Annotated in this window: 1 pseudogene; it reads right to left on the minus strand. The window is 41.5% G+C overall.

Going from position 1 to position 607, the window contains the following annotated elements:
* Window positions 1–607 (minus strand): annotated as a pseudogene (locus tag H5201_RS22555) (hypothetical protein); the annotation flags it as partial.

A 607-nucleotide genomic window follows, 5' to 3' on the forward strand; every position in this document is an offset into this window, starting at 1 on the left:
CCATCAAAGGTGACAATGTTGCTGTCGAGGGTGAGTATATTGGTAGCGATGATGGTGGCGTTGCCTTGGCTATCGAGTTTAATTTCGCCGCCGGCGTTATGAATGATTAAATCGCCTTGCCCAGAGCCTGTGATGTTAATTGACTTACTAGTTTGTAAAAACGTTGAACCATTTGGTACGTTGAGCTTTAAATCACTGTTATTAGTCTTTAGTAAAATATCACTTTGCGCGTTTATTTTAACCGCACGCCCCGAAATTAATGACAGCTCTTGGTCAGCTTTTACATCGATTTTTTTACCTGTGAACGCGTTGTTGCCGGCACTTTGGTAATTGATATTGCCGTTGTTAGTTTGCTGCGTTACTGCATTTTTAACATCAATAAATTGATTGTTCTTTATCACAAACTGTACATTGTTTTGCTCGGTTTCTAGGCATAAATCGCGCCCGGCGTGTAAGTTTATCGTCCCAAGTTGGCTTATCCATTCTATGAATTGGCGGCCAGACTGTTTGGCGTTTAGCTCAAAGTAATGTTCACTGGCAAGGGTTTGTAAAATAACTTTTGGCTCATTGTCGTCATCATCAAATAGTAGTTCGTTGTGGGCTGCGG

This window comes from Pseudoalteromonas sp. SG43-6 (assembly GCF_014164365.1).
Taxonomy (GTDB): Bacteria; Pseudomonadota; Gammaproteobacteria; order Enterobacterales; family Alteromonadaceae; genus Pseudoalteromonas; species Pseudoalteromonas rhizosphaerae.